14 protein-coding genes and 1 pseudogene are annotated in these 17248 nt (G+C 62.9%); 5 read left to right on the top strand and 10 right to left on the bottom strand.

The window, feature by feature from the left end; genetic code table 11:
- Positions 1-36 precede the first annotated feature (36 nt).
- The 3 genes and pseudogenes from G7Y31_RS11785 to G7Y31_RS11775 form a co-directional block, all read right to left on the bottom strand.
- Positions 37-3495, bottom strand: coding sequence for a murein biosynthesis integral membrane protein MurJ (locus G7Y31_RS11785; protein WP_165009333.1), 3459 nt, complete (start codon positions 3493-3495; stop codon positions 37-39).
- Between the two features lie 13 nt (positions 3496-3508).
- Complete coding sequence (locus G7Y31_RS11780) at positions 3509-5839, bottom strand: hypothetical protein (protein ID WP_244977402.1); 2331 nt, start codon at positions 5837-5839, stop codon at positions 3509-3511.
- A pseudogene (locus tag G7Y31_RS11775) lies at positions 5836-6381 on the bottom strand (NUDIX hydrolase); the annotation flags it as partial. The gene G7Y31_RS11780 and the pseudogene G7Y31_RS11775, both read right to left, overlap by 4 nt.
- Before the next feature lie 148 nt (positions 6382-6529).
- On the opposite strand from G7Y31_RS11775, the gene G7Y31_RS11770 reads away from it, so the two are divergent.
- From G7Y31_RS11770 to G7Y31_RS11755, 4 genes are read left to right on the top strand one after another with little or no spacing between them, the layout of a single operon-like run.
- Positions 6530-7990, top strand: coding sequence for a CCA tRNA nucleotidyltransferase (locus G7Y31_RS11770; RefSeq protein WP_413227981.1), 1461 nt, complete (start codon positions 6530-6532; stop codon positions 7988-7990).
- A gap of 5 nt (positions 7991-7995) precedes the next feature.
- The gene (locus G7Y31_RS11765; RefSeq protein WP_165009337.1) at positions 7996-8592 is read left to right on the top strand and encodes a YqgE/AlgH family protein; all 597 of its coding nucleotides are present in this window, start codon (positions 7996-7998) and stop codon (positions 8590-8592) included.
- Between the two features lie 32 nt (positions 8593-8624).
- Positions 8625-9338, top strand: a complete 714-nt coding sequence (locus G7Y31_RS11760) for an AzlC family ABC transporter permease (protein WP_425321642.1) — start codon at positions 8625-8627, stop codon at positions 9336-9338.
- A gap of 1 nt (position 9339) precedes the next feature.
- Positions 9340-9672, top strand: coding sequence for a branched-chain amino acid transporter permease (locus G7Y31_RS11755; protein WP_165009341.1), 333 nt, complete (start codon positions 9340-9342; stop codon positions 9670-9672).
- A gap of 621 nt (positions 9673-10293) precedes the next feature.
- Here G7Y31_RS11755 and G7Y31_RS11750 read toward each other — a convergent pair.
- The 5 genes from G7Y31_RS11750 to G7Y31_RS11730 all read right to left on the bottom strand — a co-directional run bounded on the left by G7Y31_RS11750 (position 10294) and on the right by G7Y31_RS11730 (position 13679).
- A complete protein-coding gene (locus G7Y31_RS11750; protein WP_165009343.1) occupies positions 10294-10608 on the bottom strand; it encodes a hypothetical protein in 315 nt (104 codons plus the stop codon).
- A gap of 11 nt (positions 10609-10619) precedes the next feature.
- Positions 10620-11606, bottom strand: a complete 987-nt coding sequence (locus tag G7Y31_RS11745; RefSeq protein WP_165009345.1) for a bile acid:sodium symporter family protein — start codon at positions 11604-11606, stop codon at positions 10620-10622.
- Positions 11607-11635: 29 nt separating this feature from the next.
- Positions 11636-11986: a Rieske (2Fe-2S) protein gene (locus G7Y31_RS11740; protein WP_196823669.1), complete on the bottom strand. Its 351-nt coding sequence runs from the start codon at positions 11984-11986 to the stop codon at positions 11636-11638.
- Between the two features lie 168 nt (positions 11987-12154).
- A complete protein-coding gene (locus G7Y31_RS11735) occupies positions 12155-12805 on the bottom strand; it encodes a hypothetical protein (protein WP_165009349.1) in 651 nt (216 codons plus the stop codon).
- 409 nt (positions 12806-13214) lie between these two features.
- Positions 13215-13679: an SdpI family protein gene (locus G7Y31_RS11730; RefSeq protein WP_165009351.1), complete on the bottom strand. Its 465-nt coding sequence runs from the start codon at positions 13677-13679 to the stop codon at positions 13215-13217.
- Positions 13680-13932: 253 nt separating this feature from the next.
- Between G7Y31_RS11730 and G7Y31_RS11725 the strand changes: the two genes are divergently transcribed.
- Positions 13933-15165, top strand: a complete 1233-nt coding sequence (locus G7Y31_RS11725; protein WP_165009353.1) for a dicarboxylate/amino acid:cation symporter — start codon at positions 13933-13935, stop codon at positions 15163-15165.
- A gap of 14 nt (positions 15166-15179) precedes the next feature.
- Here G7Y31_RS11725 and trpA read toward each other — a convergent pair whose 3' ends face one another.
- Both trpA and trpB read right to left on the bottom strand, forming a co-directional pair.
- Entirely contained in the window at positions 15180-16010 is an 831-nt protein-coding gene (gene trpA, locus G7Y31_RS11720; protein ID WP_165009355.1) for a tryptophan synthase subunit alpha, read from the bottom strand.
- Positions 16010-17233 (bottom strand): tryptophan synthase subunit beta, encoded by a 1224-nt coding sequence (trpB, locus tag G7Y31_RS11715; protein WP_165009357.1) that lies wholly within the window; start codon positions 17231-17233, stop codon positions 16010-16012. The genes trpA and trpB overlap by 1 nt, the downstream gene beginning before the upstream one ends.
- Positions 17234-17248 lie beyond the last annotated feature (15 nt).

The raw sequence follows: 17248 nt of genomic DNA, 5'->3' as shown, positions 1-17248 counted from the left end.
TAGCGTGGCCCTCGCGTGGCGGACTAGCGCGGGCACCTAGCGCGGGGGTTGGCCGATCACGGTGGCATCGAAGAGCACCGTGCGCCCAGCGGCGGAGACCTCATCGATCCAGATCAGCAGGCCGGCGAACTCCTCGTTGCGGTAGGCAGAACCGGTCAACTGCTCTAGCTCGATAATCTCGCGGGTGCTTTCCAGGGTGCCTTCGGCAGCCGGCACCACGCCGCGCACCTGCACGGGATCCCCGGAGTGGGTGCGCAGCTTATCCACGGCCGTGGACGGGACGGCATAGAGACGGTAGCGCGTGCCAGGGGAACGATATTGGTCCAAAATTAGGTAGCGCAGCTGGGTGTCGTCTGCCACGGTGAGCAGGTAGCCGGCGCCATCTTGGGTGGTCACCCAGGTGGTGTCGGTGGAGTCGTCTGCCAGGGAGGTGTCGGTAGCACCGCCCGGCAGTGAGTAGCCGGTGCCAGACTGCAACATCACGGAGGGACGCTCCACAAAAGAATCTTGGGGGGTCGAGTGTGCGCCCACCGGCGTGGTCTCCGGATCCCCAAACAGCGACATGATCCACACCGTCAGCGCAGCCATGCCCACCACAAAGGCGGTAATCAGCGCGCCCAGGACCAGTGCGCCGGTGCGTGAGTAGCCGCGGGAGCCAAAGCCCGGCTCGGACTGTGCCTCCAAAGCGGCGTGCTCCTCGGCGGCTGCCTGGTTTGCCTGCGCCACCGGTAGTGGCTCTTCTTCCCCACCATCTTCTGGTGCGAAATCTAGCAGCTGGGCGGCCAGTTCAGCCAGGCTAAGAGCAGCCATCGCCTCAGCATCACCGGTAGCTCCAGCATCACCGGTAGCTCCAATAGCCCCCGAGTCTCCGGCGCCCCCGCCACCCCCTGCACCCTGGACGGGCTCTGCGGGGCCGGCTGCGGCGGCATCGGCAATCTCGCGCAAAGCCTGCGGCGGCGCGGCGGCTGCGCCCACCAGCAAACTCAGCGCCGAAGCCAGGGACTCATGGTCCTGGGAGGCGGAGGCGGAAGCCAGGACGGCGGGGAATGCCAGGCGCACAATGCCCTCGGTGGACACGCGGAAGCGGGCCCGGTTATCGGCGCCGTAGAGCAGGCCGGCGGCGTGGGCGGTGGAGGCATCGGCAAGCACGGGGGCCAACGCGTGGGCCACGGCCTGCGGGTCCAGGTTGCCGGCCTCTGCGACCTCCCGCAGGCTGGTGCCCTCAATCCAATCCGCCACAATCAGCGCACCCGCGCGGTAGGACAAGATGTCAATGTGATCGGCCACCGTGTCCAGGTTGAGTTCCGCCAGCTTGCGGGTAGCGCGCGCGACGGCGGCCGAGCGCTTGGCCACTTCCGCCGGGGTGGCGGGGGCCAGGGGAGCTTGGTTGGTGGTATCGACAAAGGTCAGCGCCACCATGCGCCCGGTGTCTTGTTCCACAGCCTGCCAGAAGCGCGCGCCTGGCACCGAACCGTGGTCCACCAGCAAACGGAAGCGGCCGTCGGAAACCGGGGCGCCCGGCACCAGGGAAGGCCCGCGCACAATACCGGCGGACATCGGCGGCGGAACCGGGGTGGAGTTGAAGGCATCCAGGGTGTACTGCGGGGCAATTTCTGCCTGGGTGGGGGCCTCGACCTGAATGCCGGCGTCGGGGCGGATGTGGATAATCCGCGATAGGCCCGGAATCCGCTGCAGGGCCCGGCCCAGGTTGAGTACCTCTGGCAGCCCAGAGCGCGAGAGCACCAGGCCGGTGATGGCCACAAAGAACACCCCGTCTACCGCCACGCGGGCCAGAATGTAGGCCGAGGGCGCATCCGGAAGCACCAGGCCCAGCACCCAGTCCACGCCAAAGGCACCTAGCAGGCCGATGCCCCCGGCAGCCACCGCCCAGGCAGTCGTTGCCATGACTGCCCGGCCACCCAAGGAGCCCAGGTGCCGCTTGAGCAGGAAGCCACCAATGACGGCACCGGCCACAAAGCCGCAGCCATTGGCCGCGCCCAGCAGAACCACCACGCGCTCCGGGGAGCTAGCCACCTGCGGGGCCAGTAGAGAGAGGACCACCTTGGTGGCGGTAATGCCCGCGATAATAAACGTCGGTGTCCAGGCTTCCTCGCGGGCATAGAACACGCGCAGGTGTAGCAGCACCAGCGCATAAGGGATCAACGTAAACGCGGAGAAAGACAGCGTCATGCCCAAAAGTTCCGCGGTGGCCATGTCCAGGCGGCCGTAGCCGAATAAGCCCTTAGCAATGGGCACACCGAAGCCGGTGAAGAAAATGACAATCGGGATCAGGGCAATAAATGTCAGCTTGGTGCCCAGGGTCAGGTCGCGGACCACTGCCTCGCTGTCGCCGTCGGCGGCGTTGCGCGATAGGCGCGGCATAATGGCCGTGAGTAGGGTGACACCAATAATGCCGTAGGGCACCTGCAGCAGCAGCCAGTGGTTTTGGTAGACGGCGGGGGCGACATCGGCAGACAAGGACGCAATCTGGGAGGTCACCACATAGCCGGCCTGGGAGATCGCCACGTAGGCGATGATGGCCACCGCCATGCCGCCGAACTGCTTCAGGCGGGCATCAATCCCCCACAGCGGGCGCAGGTTAATCCCGCAGCGGCGCAGATAAGGCAGCAGAATCAGGCACTGCACCACCACACCCGCGGTGGTGCCTATACCCAGCAGCAACACGTGGGGATCTGTGACTGCCGATGCCGCGTCCGGGTGCAACTCCCCCGGCAGCGTCCAATACGCCAGGAGCACCGCAATGGAGATGACATTATTAATCACCGGCGCCCAGGCCCCTGGGGCAAAGACATTCTTGGTGTTCAAAATGGCCTGGAACAGCGCAAAGAGTCCGTAGAAGAAAATCTGCGGCAACAGTAGATAGGCCATGGAGGTGGCTTGTTCCACGTTGACCAGGCCGTCTTCGCGCAGCATCATGCGCGTGAGCTGCGGGGCAAAGATGATGGATAGGATGGTCACCCCGCCCAGCAGCGTGGCGGCCAGCGTGAATAATCGCCGGACAAACTCCTCGCCGTTATCGGGGTCTTCTTTCTCCGCGCGCACCAGCACCGGCACCACCAGGGCGGTGAGCACCGCGCCCAAAACGATCTCCGTGATCAGGTTAGGGATCTGGTTGGCGGTTTGGAACGCCGAAGCGATGGCCCCGCCCAGGGAGGCGGTAATAAGCACCGTGCGCACAAAACCGGTTATGCGCGAAATCAGCGTCGCCAGCGCCATAGAGCCACCGGCACGCACCACGTCGGCATCCGAATTGCCGCCGCCGTCGGTGCCGGCCGAGCCCGAGCCCGAGCCGGATGCCCCGGCCCCAGATGCCGCAGCCCCGGTTACCCCGGCGGCTTGCAGCGTTGATTTATCCTCGGCTACGCTGCCGGGCTCAGGCTCAGCGGTGCGCACCGGGCGCGGTGCGGGCACCGGCGCGGGCGGGGTTGGCGTAATGATGCGCCGACGAGTACCGGCACTGTGGGGAGATGACATAAGTATCTTTGCTCTAGTTGGAGTTGTTGCGGCGCAGCTTAAGACCTAATCCGGCCAGGGCCAACAGGGCTACCACTACGCCTAGTCCGTAAACCACTAACTTACCGCCCTGAGTGGACACAGCGATGATGACCGGCGCCGAGACCGTGGAATTATCTGCCGTTGCCAGCCACAGGCGCAGGGTGGTCCGGCCGGCATCGGCAGGCAAATCTGCCGTCAGCGAGGTTGTAATGGATCCTTGTGCCGGGATGCGCAGGACCTCCGGGGTGTGCAGCACCGTGCCCTCCGGCCCGGAGTAGCGCAAGGTGGCCTCCACCGGCAGCGGCAAATTATTCTCCGCCACAATCAGCAGCGGCGAGGACTCCGAGGCCCGCGTGAACACATTGCCCGGTGGCAGCAGCGCCACGCTGGCGCGCAGCTCCTGCAGCATGGCGGAATTACGCTCGCGGCGCAGGTTCGCGGCGGCCACCGCGTCTGCGTGGGTGCTGCGCGCGGACCGCCCGGTCATGCTCAGGGTGGTCAGCAGGTCCCGGCGCAGCGGCAGCGTGAAGTCGTAGCGCGTCATGGCAATGTTGGGATCATTGACCATCAGGCGCGTGAGTTCATCCGCATAGCGCGCCTGCTGCTCTACCGCCTGCACGTCCGGCACGCTCAATTGCGCCGGGTCTGGGAAGGGGCTGCCCTCTGCCGCCTGGCCGTCGGCTACCTCGGGGTGCCTTTGGGGCTTGAGCTTGCCGATGCCCCGTGCCACCACCCCCGCCCGTTCCTGCGGGTAGGCGCTGGGCTGGGTTGTGCCCGGGAGGTTGTCTGTGGCGGCGAGCAAGGCGGCGGCCTCGCCGAGTAGGGCGCGGGCGGCATCCGGGTCCAGGTTGTGTGGCAGCTTGGCCACGGTGTCGCCTTCGGCCAGGGCCAAGCGCAGGGCCGCGACGGCGGAGAGATTCCGCGCAGGCGCGGAGTCTAGCTGATAGTCAAAGCGCAATTGCGGGTTGGAATAGCCGGGGGTCTCCGGGGCGGGACCAGTGGCAGCCAGCAGGGCGGCCAGGGAGGCATTGAAGGTCACAGCCTGGCCGGGCCACTGGGTGTTATCCGCCACCAGCGTGGTGGTCTCGAGCGGCTGGGTCACATAACCCGCGCCCGGGGCCACGATGGCAGAGGTGAGCTCCATGCCGGTGGTATTGCGCAGGGTTTCCGCGCCGCGGCCGATGGCCTCATGCAGCAGCCAGCTATTGTGCGCTTGGGAGACTGCGTCTGTATTGGTATTGGCCCACGGCATGGCCAGGGTGCAGTCCAATTGGTGAATCTTGTCCAAAAAAGCCCGGGCATCGGCCGCGCCAGTACCGGCCACGCCGTCATAATTGGTGCGGTCGCGCGTCCAGGAGTCACGCAGCCGTTGCGGCTTGCGGGCAATTGAGGGGCGCTGGTTGGTCACGCGATAGCCCCCGGCCATCCGCTCTACCGTATCTAGCACCGCCGGGTCTAGTGCCACACAGCCCGCCCCCTGCAGATCGTGGCTTAAATACTCATCTAATAGCCGGCTGAGTCGGCCTTCCGGTGCTAATTGGTTGGCCAATTGTTCCGACTGCAGCAGCAGCGGCGCCCCGCCGGTCTCCCCCGGCACAATGTCGATGTGCGCGGTTAGCGGATAGATCAGGGTCAGCGCGTGCGGGCGCCGGGGAGGCGTCGCCGGAATGCCGACGGCTTCTGCTACCTGCTCGGCGTCTGCGCTTGTGGCACCGGGCGCGGGGCTGTCGGCGGTATCGGAAGCCGGGGCACCGACGGGGAGGATCACGCGGTCATCACCCAAAGCCAGTGCGGCGCCCCCGGCCACGCCGGTCAGCGCGAACATTACGGGGTATTCCCCCGGCTGCGTCACCGCGAGCGATTGCTCGGCGCCCAAAGCCGTCGGCACAGTCATCTCCACAGTGGTGGACTCGCCAGGGCCCAAATCCTCCGGCTGGGCGGTGGCACCAAAATAGGGGAACTGGCCTGCGGCCAGCTCCATGCGGGCCTCCGTTAGCCCCGGCACGGCATCCCCTCGCCGTGCGGTTACCTGCAACTCGCTGGCGGTTTCTGCGGACTTATTGTGCAGGCGCAGGCGCACGCGTAGGTCCTCACCAGCGTTAATAGGGGCAATCTCTTCTAGGGAGACCTCTACCTGGGCGGGGGCGCGGGCGCCGTCCCAGGGGGCATCGTTAAGCAACTGTGCCTGGGCGGGCACCGGGACGGCCAGGGGGCCAAACGCCACGGTACTCAACGCCACGGCACTCAGCGCCACGGTGAGTGCTGCCGCTAGGGTTGTGCCCGCACACACACCACGCAGCCCAGCATGCCTGCCCCGGCTCACCGGGGGGTTACCTTCCCCGCTGCCTTTTCCTGGCGGGCGAAATCCGGCAGCAAGTCGTGGGCAATGCGGGCCAGGCGGCGCTCGTCAGCATAAGCCAGGTGCTCAATCAGCTCCGAGACAGGTATCCACGCCACTTCGGTGACCTCCGGATCCTCATCGTTGAGGATGCCGTCCACATAGCGCAACAGGTGGTGGTGGACCGTTTTGTGGATACGCACGCCGTCGGAGACAAACCAATAATCAATAACCCCCAGGGAGGCAAAGACCTCCCCGTAAATGCCGGTTTCCTCCCACACCTCACGCTGGGCGGTTAAATCCTTGGGCTCATCGCCCTCCACGTGGCCCTTGGGCATGGACCACAACAGGCGGCCGCGACGGTCCAGGCGGCCAATCAGCGCAACATAAATCTGTGCCAAGTCCACATTGCCTTGGGCATCCACGGCCTCAGCCAACCCAGAGACCACCAAGCCGCCGGAGGAGACCTCGTCCCGCGTGGCCATTCCTTTCGAAGCCGGGCGTGCCTGCTGCGGGCGCTGCTGGCGGCGGCGCTTGCGGGCGCCGGAACGCGCAGCCGAGCGAGCGCCCGACTTCGCACCGGACTTACGGCCCCGGCTGTGGCCTTTATTAGGGCCCTTGTTGGCGCCTTTACTGTGGCTAGTCATCGCGTTTAATCGTAGTAGACTTGCACGCGTGAATTCTCAGGACACCGCCCGCGCTGCCGAAACTCCGGCCATGGTTGGGGTTCTTGCGCGTGCCCACCAGGCAACCCAAGAGCTAACTCCCCTGCTGGGCGGACTGGTTTCCCGCTTTGCGCAGCAAGGCTATCCGCTGTACCTGGTGGGTGGCTCTGTCCGCGACGCCGCGCTGGGCCGGTTGGGGGAAGACATGGACTTCACCACCCCCGCCCGCCCGCAGATTATTAAGGAGATCCTGGAGGATTGGGCAGAAACAGTCTGGGACACCGGCATTGATTACGGTACGGTTTCTGCCGCCTACCACGGACAACAGGTAGAGATCACCACCTTCCGCAGCGATGTGTATGACGGGGATTCCCGCAACCCGGAAGTCACCTATGGGGATAGTTTGGAAGGCGATCTGGTCCGCCGGGATTTCCGTGTCAATGCCATGGCTATAGAGCTGGCCCCGGATGGGCAACATCGTTTCCATGATCCGTTGGGGGGCCTGCAGGATTTGGCCGCTGGGGTGTTGGATACCCCGGCCGCCCCGGAGCTGTCCTTTCACGATGATCCCTTGCGTATGCTGCGTGCCGCCCGTTTCGCTTCCCAGTTGGAATTTCGTGTAGCCCCGCGGGTGCGCGCGGCTATGGCGGATATGGCGGGCGAGATCCGCCGCATTACCGTCGAGCGCGTGCAGGTGGAGCTGGACAAACTCATGTGCGGCCAGCGCCCGGAGGCCGGCCTGGACTTGCTGTGCGAGTCTGGCATAGCGGAGCATATCTTCCCAGAGATTCCCGCCTTGGCCATGGAGACTGATGAGCACGCGCAGCACAAGGACGTCTACGCGCACTCCCTGCAGGTGCTGCGCCAGGCCATTGACCAGGAAGAAGATGGCCCGGATCTGGTGTTGCGCTGGGCGGCGTTGCTGCATGACATTGGCAAACCCGATACCCGTGAGTTCACCGACGGCCGGGTGAGTTTCCACCACCATGAGGTAGTGGGCGCCAAGCTGGCGCGCAAACGGCTGCGGGCCCTGAAATACCCTAAGGCCGTTATCCAAGACGTGGGGCAACTGGTGTATCTGCACATGCGCTTCCATGGTTTTGGTGAGGGTCAGTGGACGGATTCTGCGGTGCGCCGCTATGTTACCGATGCTGGGGATTTGCTGCCCCGGCTGCACAAGTTGGTGCGCGCGGATTGCACCACCCGTAACCCCCGCAAGGCGGCGCGGCTCCAACGCACCTATGATCATTTGGAAGAGCGCATTGCGCATATCGCGGCGCAGGAGGACCTGGCCCGGGTACGCCCGGACTTGGATGGCAACGCCATCATGGAGATCCTGGGGCTGGAACCGGGGCCGCAGGTGGGCAAGGCTTGGACGTTCCTGAAGGAATTGCGCTTGGAGGAAGGCCCGCTGGAGCGGGAGGAAGCCATCGCGCGTTTGCGCGCGTGGTGGCAAGAACAGAAGGGATAGGACCCATGCTTATTGAGCCGCGCGAGCTCTTCACCGACTTAGAGCGCAACCCCGTCGAGGTTGGCCAGCTGTTAATTGCGGCGCCCAATTTGGAAGATCAGACGTACAGCCGCAATGTGGTCATCATTTATAACCAGACCTCGCAGTTCACTGAGGGTCTTATGCTCAACCGCGTTTCCGATGTAGCCCCGCCTGTCCGCGGTATCTTTGACGAGCTGTATGCCCCGCCCAAGGCGTTTTATTATGGGGGAGATGTTGAGCCCATGGGGACCCTGACCATCGGCGTGGTGGCCCCTGGCGTGAATGCCTCCAAGCACCCCTTCCTGGCGCCCATTGCCCCGCGGGTGGCCATGGTGGATGTGCGCGCCGGTGAAGAGATGCGCGGCGTTCTCACCCACATGCGCTCCTTCTTAGGCCGCTTCATCTGGGATAATCAGGAACTGGAACGGCAAATCGAAGACGGCGACTGGTATGTGGCCCCCGCCCTGGCCAGTGACGTGATTGCCCCGGCCAGCGTGGACTTGTGGGCAGAAGTAATGCGCCGCCAGCCCATGCCCCTGCCCTTGTACTCCACCTTCCCGCAGGAGCCGTACTATAACTAGGCGCTGTGCTCTGGTGGTTTATGCTTGAACGCATGTCTGTGCGCAAGGAAGAAATCTCACAAGGTTTGCGCGACTGCTGGGCGGTGGCCCCCGGGCTGATTCCTTTGGGCCTAGCCTTCGGCGCGCTGGTGGTGCAGACCGGCTTTGACTGGTGGTGGGCCCCGATATTCTCATTTGTCATCTACGCCGGCTCCATGGAGTTTTTGGCACTGACCATGGTGACCTCCGGGGTGGGTGCCGTGGCTTCGGCCGTCACGGGCTTCATGGTGAACTTCCGCCACATCTTCTATGGCCTGACCTACCCCCGGCACCGTATTGAGTCGCGCACCGGCCGGGCGTACTCCACTTATGCCCTAACTGATGAGACCTATGCCATCGTCTCCGCCCTGCCCCGCGGCGAAAACCCCTCCGGCACTCGCCTGCTGACCATTCAGATTTATTGCCAGCTGCTGTGGGTGCTTAGCGGCGTAGTCGGCGCAGTGGCGGGACAAATTATCCCGGAGGACGTCCAAGGCATGGAGTTTGCCCTGGTGGCCCTATTCGTGGTGCTAGCCTTTGACTCTTTTAAGAACAACCCGGACTATTCGCTGCCGGTGCTGGCAGGGGGCATCGCCCTGGTCTGTGCGCTGCTGGTGCCGCAGCATTTCCTGATGGTGGCCCTGTGCGTTTACTTCCTGGTGCTTATCGCCCGCTACCTCTCCCCCCGCCTGGACGGGTGGCTGACCTGGCGCCGGAAGGAGGCTTAGCATGCCCGCTGGTGTGACTCTGGGTGCTATCGCGGCGGTGCTCATCCCCGTGTGCATCGTCACCATCCTGCTGCGTGCCCTGCCCTTTAGCTTCCTCAAGGTGCTCAAAGGTAATGCCTTCATAGGCCTGCTGGGCTTGCTGATGCCCGTCGGCGTCATGACCGTTCTTGTCGTCTACACCGTCCTCGGTCAGGCCGATGCCCCCGGTGGCGTCCTTGCCGCCCTCCTCGGCGTGGCGATTACCGTAGGTCTGCACCTATGGCGCCACAACTCCGGTCTGTCCATCCTGGGCGGCACAGCCGCCTACATGCTGCTGGTGAACGTGGTGTTCTAATCACTTAGACCAGCACGGCGGCTTGCGCTGTGACTATAGGACTGACTATAGAGCTCCTGAGTAGAAGGCCAATGCAACGAGCAAGAAGATACTCGTTAGCGAACCCATTGTTATGAAAAGGACAAGCCGCTTCCGCTGGAGAAATGCGACGTACAGCGCAGAACATCCGAAACCTAGGCCGCCGGATGCCAACAGCAGGTTGCCCCATTCCCCCTCTATTTCCTTCACATGGAGGCGGTAGATGACAACTAAAGTCCAGGTAATTCCCATTCCGAGGAGCGTCGCACTGGCTGAAATTATCTGCGCTTTTCCGATTGAGTCTGACTTTTGTTCGGTCATTTTTTAAGCGGCACGCTTTCCAAATGGTCGCCTATAGAGCATCGTTTCCTCCAATCTTGTGGTAAACAGGTGTGTGATTCTCATAACTAGAATCCATGGCCCACCATACGATATACGAATATATTTCGCAAGGACGCGCTACTCCCGGCTCCGCGCGGATCGATAAAGACAGATACAGACCGGCCCTGGACTGCTCTAAAGAGCAGCGGAACAGTCCCATATATTGACCCGCGTTGGAGTGCCGTCATAAGAGCTCAGCAGCTTGCTGCTTAAGGGCCGGAGTTAGGAGAGACCGGGGAATTGTGCTGCAGCTTCGCTCCAGAGGCCCTCGAATTCAGTGGGCTCGATGTAGCTGGCAGAAATGTTTGGGTAGTCGGCGTAGGCATTCGGGTGCGGCACGCGCTCTTGGGGGATGTCGGCCCCGCCGTGGCTGGCGTGCGGGGTGGCTGCGCCCACCACTGACTCGTTGGGGGCTAGGGCGAGGAGCCGGTGCAGACGGCACTCGCTGGCACTGAGTTCCTCCAACTCCGCCAGGTGAATCGCAGATCCCACGCCGGGCACGTCCAGCTCAGTGCGTACGTACAAAAATGTGCTCATGGGGGCAAAGTCTACCCTGCCGGGTTGGCTGCGAGATCGTCGTTACGGCGGCCGTAGCGGGCAGCGAGCCAAGAGCAGATCATTAATTGGACCTGGTGGAAGATCATCAGCGGCAAGACCAAGAGCGCTAGTTGGGCGCCGCCCGCGGCGAAGATTACTGAGGCCATGGGCAACCCGGTGGCAAGGGATTTCTTGGTACCGCAAAACTCGATGGCGATGGTATCCGCGCGGGTGAAGTGCAGTTTGGAGCCCAGCAACCGGGTGAGCCAGAGCATGAGGGTTACCAGGACAATGGAGAATCCGACGAGGAAGAGGATTTGCCAGACGCTAATGTCAGACCAGATCCCCCCTACTACGCCGGCACTGAAGGCGGAGTAGACCACCATGGCAATGGAACCCCGGTCCACAATCTTGGTTGCCTTATTGGCGGCGAAGTCGGCGACCCAGCGGCGGCACAGTTGCCCCAGGATGAAGGGAGCGAGCAGGAGGAGGGAGATCTCTAAGAATACGGAGGCGTCAATATGGATGCCGTTGCCTGCGCCCATGAGCAACATGACCAACAGCGGGGTGAGGATAACCCCGGCCAGGTTGGACAGAGAGGCGGAGACGATGGCTCCGGCAACGTTCCCGCGGGCGATGGAGGTAAATGCCACCGAGGATTGCACCGTGGAGGGTACCAGGGTCAGGTAAAGGATGCCCAGGTACATTTCGTGCCCAACCAGGAATTCCACCGGACGCAGGATTAAGCCGATGATCGGGTAGATGAGAAAGGTGCAGGCCAAGATGGTGGCGTGGAGCTTCCAGTGCTTCAGACCCGCGAGGGCCTCCTGGGTGGACAGGCGCGCGCCGTAGAGGAAGAAGAGCACCGCGATGGCAATGTTGACCGCCGTGGAAAAGGCTTCGGCGAAGGTGCCGCGTGCCGGGACGGCAATGGCGAGGACTACCGCAGCGATGATCAGGACGATCAGCGGGTCAGGTTTGGATAGGCGTTGCAGCATGGGTACACAGTGTACTGGCTGCGCAGGGTCTAATTAACGATATTGCGCACCGTAGAGCCGTCTGTTTCTACCTGGTATTCCGTCATTCCGCGTCCGGCGGGACCGCTGAGGACTTCACCGGTGGCAAGATCAAAGGTGCTGAAGTGGGAGGTGCAGATGGCATTGCCACCATCGATCTTGGTGATCGCATTGTTCTGGTGCGGGCAAGTTTGCGAGTAGGCCTTGAACTCGCCTTCCGTGGGTTGGGCGAAGATGACGCCGTCCAGGATAATGCCAGATCCCACGGGGATTTCAGTGGCGCTAATCTCCGCACTCGCCTCTTTACCACAGGCTGCCAAGTAGGCGCCGGCGAGCGTGGTGGCGGTGCCGAGGAGAAACATTCGTCGGGAGCAGGTTTGAGTCATGCCTCTACCCTAGCGCGTCTGGGCGCTCTATGAGGTTTCACGTGAAACCATGCAGAATGGGAATGACGTGAGGCCCCGCGCAACACTGAAGCCCTGCGCAACCTGAGGCCCCGCGCAACGAGGGGCCTCAGTGTTAGCAGCGAGTTAAAGCGAGAGGAACTTAAACTCGGCTTCGTAGTCGGAGCTGTACGCGTCGTGTGGATGATCGTCCGGCTTCATCTCGTGATCATGGTGGTAGTCAGCGCGCTGATGCTTGGCCCAGCTGTTTTCATGATCCAACTCCACGCGGCCCAGAGTGGTCTTACCGCCCTCAAGGTGATCCAGGGACCAGTCCTTGATCTCGGTCCAGGTGGTTCCACCATAGTCGCGGGAGCCGAGAGCCACGCCGATGTCAGAAATGAGGGTATCGGCAAGCTCCTCCAGGTTGTCGCCTGCGTTCTTGATCTTGCTTTCAATTGAATCTTCGTCAAAGTCGATCACCAAGAAGGCATCACCTACGCTGCGCACACACTCGTCAACATCAATGCAGTCATAACCAGCCTGGGTCAGGTTGGAACGCAGACCGCTGGCGTTGATCAAGTGCGCGGCGGAGCCGGAGGCAGCAGCGGTGGTACTTCCTGCGGTCTCGCTTGCGGAAGAAGTGGGGGCGGCAGAAGCGGAGGCCGCTGCCGAAGTGGTGGTCTCAGTCGGAGTTGCGGTCACGGTAACCGTCGAGGGGGACTCATTTCCGGGAGAGCAAGCGGCCAGGGCAAGTGAAGCTGCGCCGAGGATGGCGAGCGTGCGGAATTTTTGCATGCCCTCCATTGTGCCTTTAGAACCGGCCGATGTCATCCCGCCGCCCGGTTCCAGCTGAATTTGTGAGGCTTTAGGTCCACACTCCTCCTGCCTAAAGGATCTTCCCCACCCCTCGACAATCTTCCTCCACGCCTCTAATCTGGTTGGTGGTTCACAAACGCGGAATGCTCGGGGGTTGTTTCAGCTCCCGAGACTATGTGAGAGTGTAAGGTTATATCCCGATACACCTGATTGTTCCGACGCGTTGAATTCAACTTTTCAGTTCTGCGGCGAATTGTGGCGGGAATGACTCGCAAATCGACCCATCCCCATGGGACCCCCATCATTAACCGAATAGCGCCACAGTGCTAAAAAGGCGGGGACGGTTATACCGTCCCCGCGCACCTAGTTTTCGCCGTCAGTTATGGTCCTATTTGTGATCCGCTTGCTGGGCAGCCTGACGCAGCGCGCCCAGGTCCACTGCCGGAGCCGGTGCGGACTCGGCCTCCCCGTGGCCACCACAATTGCAGCTCTCCCCGCAGCCCCCCGCGGCATCCTTCTGGTTCTGGTGGAAGAGGTAGGCAGCACGGGCGCCTAAGTTGGCGCCCACGGAAACCGCCAGGACGGCGACTATCACGCTCACGATCGGCAGCAGCCACATCCAGCCCTGTGCAATGAAGGCGACGAGACCGCCAAAGAGTAGAGAGAGTCCGCCCAGTGCCCACACCGGACCGGCCACCGCGTGGGAGACCTCCCAGGCTTCTTGGGAAGCACGGGCCTCCTCCACGCGTAGACCAAAAACATTATTTCCCGGTAAGCGCTTGAGTGCAGCTAGCCCACCCACTATCAACAGAAACGCAGCGAACACCAGGAGGATAACACCGAAAACAGCCATGCTTAATAGTTTAACCGGCCTGGCAGGCAGAGGAAGCATCGGCGGCAGGGGCGCGGGAGAGGCATCGGCAGGCTAAGGATAGATATTATTCGCGCAATTTATAGGTATGCGCTGCCTGCAGGTACAGTCAATAACTGTTCGAGTGACAGATATTGTGATGTTGATTGTCGTGCGCTAGCGGCGCGGCAATCGGCGCAGGCTCGTACACCCATCTGTTCGTTTTGTACCTGTACTCTTTGTGGAAAGCGCTCTCATGACTCGCAAGAAAATTTCAGACAATCTGCTGCTGAAGATTGTCTTTGCCATCATCTTAGGTATCGCGTTCAGCTTCTTTATGCCAGAGTGGCTGGGCCGCGTGTTCGCCACCTTCAACGGGCTGTTCTCCGGCTTCCTCAGCTTCTTTATTCCGGTGCTGATCTTCGCCCTGGTGGCGCCGGCTATCGCCGGCCTGGGCCGCGGTGCCGGGAAGTGGTTGGGCATCACTGCGGGAATTGCCTATGGCTCCACCATTCTATCCGGCATCATCGCCTACGTTTTTTCCATTACCCTCTATCCCGTCCTGCTGGCGGGGCAGAGCATCAATACCGGCGTTTCTGATATTGACGAAGGCGCGCTGGCGCCGTACTTCACCGTGGAGATGCCCGCGCCCTTTGAGGTGATGACCGCCCTGCTGCTGAGCTTCTGCGTGGGCGTGGCCATGACCACCGTGAAATCCGAGAACCTCTTCAACCTGACCAAGGAACTCGAGGCCGTGGTGATCAAGGTGATTTGGGGCTTTGTTATCCCGCTGCTGCCGCTGTACATCTTTGGCATGTTCCTCAGCCTGGGCATGAATGGCAACCTGGCCGATGTCTTGGTGGCGTTCACCAAGGTGCTCATCGCCGCCGTCATCATGAGCGTGCTTTACCTGGTGTTGCAGTACCTGGTGGCTGGTGCCATCGCGGGCCGCAATCCTTTTAGCGCCCTGAAGGTCATGGCACCTGCCTACTTCACCGCCCTGGGTACGTCCTCGTCCGCAGCCACCATTCCGGTGACGCTGGACTCGGCGCTCAAGAACGGCATCTCTAAGCCGGTGGCCGGGTTTGTGATCCCGCTGTGCGCCACTATTCACCTCTCCGGCTCCATGATGAAGCTGACGCTCTACGCCTTCGCCATCGTGTACCTGACTGGCATGGATGTCAGCTTGGGCACCGCCCTGGGCTTCATCTTCCTGCTGGGCATTATGATGGTCGCCGCCCCGGGCGTTCCCGGCGGTGCCGTGATGGTGGCCGTGGGTCTGCTGCAATCCAACATGGGCTTCGATGACTCCCTGGTGGCGTTGATGATTGCCGCCTACATTGCCATCGACTCCGTGGGCACCGCAGCCAACGTGACCGGCGATGGCGCGATTGCCATGATCGTTGACCGCTTCGCGCGCGATAAGATTAGCGACCTCGAAGCTGAGGAGGATGCCGCAGCGGCCGCCACCACTGCGGAGACCGCCTAGGCTGTCACGGTTGTCTAGGCCAGGCGCGTCGCGGCCTTCATCGTGGCGACGAATTCCGTAACATCCGCGGCTAGGGCCGCAACATCTGCCACCTGGTGTGAAGCATCCAGGTGGCTTTCGATGATCTTGGTCAGTGCCGAGCCGGTGATGGCCCCGGCGGCGCCTGCGTGCACGGCAGCAGCCACGTGCTCCGGGGTGGAGATACCAAAGCCCAGCAACACCGGGGCGCCGCCAAAGCGCGCCACATTCTCCACTACTTCTTCCAGGCCCAGGGTCTGGGATTCTTTCTCCGTGCCGGTCACGCCATCGCGGGAGATGGCGTAGATATAGCCACGGGAGTGCTTGGCCACCCCGGCCAGGGTCTGCTCGGAGGCGCGGGCCGGGGCAATGAAGATCGGCGCAACACCGGCGCGCTCAGCAGCCGCGGCGAAGGGGGCGCCTTCTCGCACGGGGACATCGGGAAGCAAAATGGAGTCTGCACCCGCGGCCGCAAAGTCGGCGTAGAACTTGTCCAAGCCGCGAGTAAAGGCCACGTTGCCGTAGATCAGCAGGCCCAGGGGCAGCTCCGGGAATTCGGCGCGGATGGCGCGGACTTGCTCCACGGCGGCATCGACGGTGGCACCATTGTGTAGCGCGCGCACGTGGGAGGCCTGGATGGTGGGGCCGTCGGCCACGGGGTCGGAGAAAGGTACGCCGAGCTCCAGGGCGTCGGCACCGCCAGCTACTGCGGCACGCACCACCGCCAGGGCGGCTTCCGGGGTGGGGTCCCCCAGCATGATGAAGGGGACGAAGGCGCCCTCGCCGCGCTCGCGCAGGGCGGCAAAGAGTTGCTCATAACGGCTCATTAGTTGTCCTCCTTGGACACGTATTCAGGGTGTTGCTCCAGGGTGCGGCGCACGTGATCGATGTCCTTGTCCCCGCGGCCGGACAGGCACACCAAGATGGTGATGTCTTCTTCCTTGCGCTTGAGGGCGTAGGCCAGCGCATGCGAGGACTCCAGCGCGGGGATTATGCCCTCGGTGCGGCTGAGGATCTGGAACGCCTCCAGGGCCTCCGCGTCCGTGATGCCGACGTATTTCGCGCGGCCAGTCTGCACCAGGTGGGCGTGCTGCGGGCCCACGCCCGGGTAGTCCAGACCGGCGGAGATGGAATAGGACTCCTCCACCTGGCCGTCCGCTGTGCGCATGAGGTAGGAGCGTGCGCCGTGGAGAATGCCCACGGTGCCATTGTTGATGGTGGCGCCATGCTTCCCGGAGTCCAGGCCCTGGCCGCCGGGCTCCGCGCCCACCAGCTCCACGGACTCGTCTTCGATGAAGTCCGCAAACATGCCGATGGCATTGGACCCACCGCCCACGCAGGCGACAACCACGTCTGGCAAGCCGCCGGTGCGCTCCAGCATCTGCGCCTTGGCTTCCTCTGAAATCACCTTGTGGAACTCGCGCACAATGGTGGGGAACGGGTGTGGTCCAGCTGCGGTACCTAGTAGGTAGTGCGACTCGTGGAAGGTGGCGGTCCAATCGCGCAGGGCCTCATTCACCGCGTCCTTGAGGGTGCCGGAGCCGGCATCCACCGGGACCACTTTGGCGCCCATCAGCTCCATGCGGTAGACGTTGGGCTGCTGCCGGGCAACGTCTTTAGCGCCCATGTAGATCACGCACTCCAGATCCAGTAGCGCGCACGCCAACGCGGTGGCCGTGCCGTGCTGCCCGGCGCCGGTCTCGGCGATAATGCGCTTCTTGCCCATCCGCTTGGCCAGTAGTGCCTGGCCAATGACCTGGTTGGTCTTGTGGGCGCCGCCGTGCACCAGGTCCTCGCGCTTGAGGAAGATGCGCGCCTTTCCGCCCAACTTGGTGGCCTCCGTCAGCGGGGTGGGCCGGCCCAGGTAGTCCTTGAGGTACCCAGCCAGCTCCGCCCGGAACTCTGGGTCATTCTGCGCGTCCACAAACGCGCGCTCCAGTTGGTCTAGTGCGGGAATCAGCGACTCCGGCACAAACTGCCCGCCAAATTCCCCAAAGTAAGCCGGCAGGAGGGTCGCCCGCTCCGCCGATGTTTCACGTGAAACCGTCATTTTTTATCCTCTGTT

This window comes from Corynebacterium lizhenjunii (assembly GCF_011038655.2).
Classification (GTDB): Bacteria; Actinomycetota; Actinomycetes; order Mycobacteriales; family Mycobacteriaceae; genus Corynebacterium; species Corynebacterium lizhenjunii.
Note: the sequence above shows the minus strand (reverse complement) of the source record. Positions and strands in the feature narration are given on the sequence as shown.

What these genes read in the sequence shown, in the direction of transcription:
- G7Y31_RS11740 (WP_196823669.1), bottom strand. Translation starts at nt 11,986, where the DNA reads ATGTTTCTCCTCGGCACCGCCACCACGCTCGCCGGCGCCTACTTGGCA.
- G7Y31_RS11735 (WP_165009349.1), bottom strand. Translation starts at nt 12,805, where the DNA reads ATGCAAAAATTCCGCACGCTCGCCATCCTCGGCGCAGCTTCACTTGCC.
- G7Y31_RS11760 (WP_425321642.1), top strand. Translation starts at nt 8,625, where the DNA reads ATGTCTGTGCGCAAGGAAGAAATCTCACAAGGTTTGCGCGACTGCTGG.
- G7Y31_RS11750 (WP_165009343.1), bottom strand. Translation starts at nt 10,608, where the DNA reads ATGAGCACATTTTTGTACGTACGCACTGAGCTGGACGTGCCCGGCGTG.
- G7Y31_RS11745 (WP_165009345.1), bottom strand. Translation starts at nt 11,606, where the DNA reads ATGCTGCAACGCCTATCCAAACCTGACCCGCTGATCGTCCTGATCATC.
- G7Y31_RS11765 (WP_165009337.1), top strand. Translation starts at nt 7,996, where the DNA reads ATGCTTATTGAGCCGCGCGAGCTCTTCACCGACTTAGAGCGCAACCCC.
- G7Y31_RS11730 (WP_165009351.1), bottom strand. Translation starts at nt 13,679, where the DNA reads ATGGCTGTTTTCGGTGTTATCCTCCTGGTGTTCGCTGCGTTTCTGTTG.
- trpB (WP_165009357.1), bottom strand. Translation starts at nt 17,233, where the DNA reads ATGACGGTTTCACGTGAAACATCGGCGGAGCGGGCGACCCTCCTGCCG.
- trpA (WP_165009355.1), bottom strand. Translation starts at nt 16,010, where the DNA reads ATGAGCCGTTATGAGCAACTCTTTGCCGCCCTGCGCGAGCGCGGCGAG.
- G7Y31_RS11785 (WP_165009333.1), bottom strand. Translation starts at nt 3,495, where the DNA reads ATGTCATCTCCCCACAGTGCCGGTACTCGTCGGCGCATCATTACGCCA.
- G7Y31_RS11755 (WP_165009341.1), top strand. Translation starts at nt 9,340, where the DNA reads ATGCCCGCTGGTGTGACTCTGGGTGCTATCGCGGCGGTGCTCATCCCC.
- G7Y31_RS11725 (WP_165009353.1), top strand. Translation starts at nt 13,933, where the DNA reads ATGACTCGCAAGAAAATTTCAGACAATCTGCTGCTGAAGATTGTCTTT.